Genomic DNA, 2,747 nt, shown 5'->3' with positions numbered 1-2,747 from the left:
CGCGGGCACCGTCGAGCCGGTCACGAGCCACGCGACGCTCCCGGGCGCGGTGCTCCGGGAGGCGCGCGCCGCGGCGGCGATGCCCAGGGAGCTCCGCGCCTCGAGCACGGCGAGCGCGTCGAGCAGCCGCTCGCGCGTCGCCGCGTCGATGGGCTGGGCCGCGCCGCGCTCGCTGCGCGGGCTCTCGACCACCCGCAGCGAGCGCCGGTCGGCGATCGCCGCGAGCCCGAGCGTGCCGACGATCGAGAGCGCGAGCTCGAAGTCGTCCCCGTCGTACTCGGCAGGGTCGGTCGAGAGCACGATGAGCGTGTCGGCGCGTCGCGAGGGCTCGAACTGCCGCACGAGCAGCGCGCCGTGCCGGGCGCTCGAGCGCCAGTGCACGAGCCGGCGGTCGTCCCCCGGCATGTACTCGCGCAGGCTGTGGAACGAGACGTCGTCGGCGGTGCGCTCTGCCGCCGCCTCGCCGTCGAGATCGCGCACGATGCCGCCGGCGCCGCCCGGCAGCCGCACGACGCGCGGGTGCACGACGAGCGTGCGCGTCTCGGTGAGCCGGTGCCGCCGCTCGAGCACCCCGAAGGGATCGGTGCGCATGATGGTCGCGGGCCCGATCGTGCGGAGGCCGCGGCGGCTCGTGTCGAGCGGCACCGACCGCAGCACCTTGCCGCCCATCGCGAGCGCCGGGATCTCGAGCACGACCTCCTCGTCGCCGACGTCGAGGTCGATCTGCCGCGGCGTGGCCGCGCGCGTGGGCCGCGAGATCTCGACGAGCGCGAGCGCGTCCGATCCCACGGGCACGCGCTCGGCGCTCAGCCCGATCCGGGCGCGCGCCCATCGCTCGCCGACGATCCACGGGATCGCGCCGACGACGAGCACCGCGGCCGCGACGGCGGCGACGAGCGCCTCGGCCCAGCCGAGCGAGCGCGCCACCACGACGCCGAGCGCGACGACCGCGAGCAGCACCCAGCCCCACGGGGTGATCGCGCGCAGGGCGGCGTCGACCCAGCGCACGTCAGCGCCTGGGCGGCGCGACCGTGAGCATGAGCTGCTGCACGATGCTCTCGGGGCGGACGTCGTCGAACTCCGCCTCCGGCTGCAGCACGAGCCGGTGCGCGAGCGCGGGGACCGCGAGCGCCTTGACGTCGTCGGGCGTGACGTAGTCGCGGCCGTGGATCGCCGCCCACGCCCGCGCGGTGCGCACGAGCGCGAGCGCCCCGCGCACCGAGACGCCCAGGCGCACCTCGTCGGCCTGCCGGGTCGCGTCGACGAGGCGCGCGACGTAGTCCACGATCGACGCCTCGACGTGCACGGCCCGCACCTGGCGCGCGAGCGACTGCACGAGCCGGGCATCCGCGACCGGGTCGATGTCGTCGGGCGAGACCTCGTCCCCCGAGTCGGCGAGGATGCGCAGCGTCGACGCGTGGTCGGGGTACCCGATCGACGCCTTGAGCGCGAAGCGGTCGAGCTGCGCCTCGGGCAGCTGGTAGGTGCCCGCGTGCTCGACGGGGTTCTGCGTCGCGATCACCATGAACGGCTGCGGCACGGGGTGGGCGACGCCGTCGACCGTGACGCGGCCCTCCTGCATGACCTCGAGCAGCGCCGACTGCGTCTTCGGGCTCGCGCGGTTGATCTCGTCGGCGAGCACGACGTTCGCGAACACCGGCCCCTTGCGGTACTCGAACTCGCCCGTGCCCTGGCTCCACACGCTCACGCCCGTGATGTCGCCCGGCAGCAGGTCGGGGGTGAACTGGATGCGCTGGGACGTGCCGGAGATCGAGGCGGCGAGGGCGCGCGCGAGCGAGGTCTTGCCGGTGCCGGGGTTGTCCTCGATCAGGAGGTGGCCGTGGCTGAGCATCGCGGCGAGCGAGAGCTGCACGACATGGGGCTTCCCGACGAGGACGCGCTCGACCTGCTCGACGACGCGCTCGGCGAGCTCCTGGATCCCGGTGACGTCCGCACCCACGTCCACGCTCACGCTCGGCTCCTCCCGCCCGGTCACAGCCCGCATCCCGCTTCGGTGGGGAAGAGATCCTTGAACGGCCCGGACTCCAGATAGGTTACGACGCCCCACGCGCGCACCTGCGTCGCCCCGGCGGGGACGGGCTCGGTCGCGGGCCGCTCGCCCGTCCACGAGCCGCCGACGAGGTAGCTCGCGACGACCTCGCCGCGCGCGAGCGGGGTCGCGTTGCCCGGCACCGTGGCGCTGAGCGGCTGCAGCGGGCGGCACTCCGCGACGCTCGCGCGGAGCGCGAGCGGCGTGACGCTGCCGCCGACGCGGCTCGGCGACGAGCACACGCCGCCGGAGCCCGCGCCCGGCGCGCAGGCGCGCAGCTCGACCGCGACGGCGCTGCCGTACTGGAACGAGGGACCCGCGGGCGTGAGCCAGCTGCCGGCCCCGGCGCGCTGCCACGGGCCGTCGGCGGCGCCCGAGCGCACGCGCGCCTCGAGCCACGTGCCGCTCGACGTCGCGGGAGCCGTCGTGAGCTGCACGTCGAGCGCGTCGTCGCGCACGACGGCGGCGATGGTGGCCGCGGATGCGTCGGGTGACGCGGGCGTGCCGAAGACCGGATCCGAGAGGGAGACCGAGCAGTGCCAGCCGTTGTCCGCGACGACCGCGACCCGCGAGCGCGAGCCCTGGGCGACCGGGAGGGTCGCCGTGAGCGCGGTGCCGCCGGCCGGCGTCCCGCCGCCGCCGCTCGTGCACGCGGGCTGCTCGTCCGCCGGCACGACGCGGGCGGTGTAGCGCACGC

Annotated in this window: 3 protein-coding genes; all 3 read right to left on the bottom strand. The window is 76.1% G+C overall.

What is annotated here, in order from left to right; genetic code table 11:
* The coding region (locus tag NWP09_RS12355) for a DUF58 domain-containing protein (protein WP_258275799.1) at positions 1-1,008 on the bottom strand (1,008 nt) is incomplete at its 3' end.
* A gap of 1 nt (position 1,009) precedes the next feature.
* Entirely contained in the window at positions 1,010-1,966 is a 957-nt protein-coding gene (locus tag NWP09_RS12350; RefSeq protein WP_258275800.1) for a MoxR family ATPase, read from the bottom strand.
* A gap of 26 nt (positions 1,967-1,992) precedes the next feature.
* Positions 1,993-2,747, bottom strand: a 755-nt coding sequence (locus NWP09_RS12345) for a hypothetical protein (protein WP_258275798.1), incomplete at its 5' end; no start/stop codon positions are given.

Origin of the sequence: Agrococcus sp. HG114 (genome assembly GCF_024723325.1) — a bacterium.
Taxonomy (GTDB): domain Bacteria; phylum Actinomycetota; class Actinomycetes; order Actinomycetales; family Microbacteriaceae; genus Agrococcus.
This window is presented reverse-complemented; position numbering and strand designations above follow the sequence as displayed.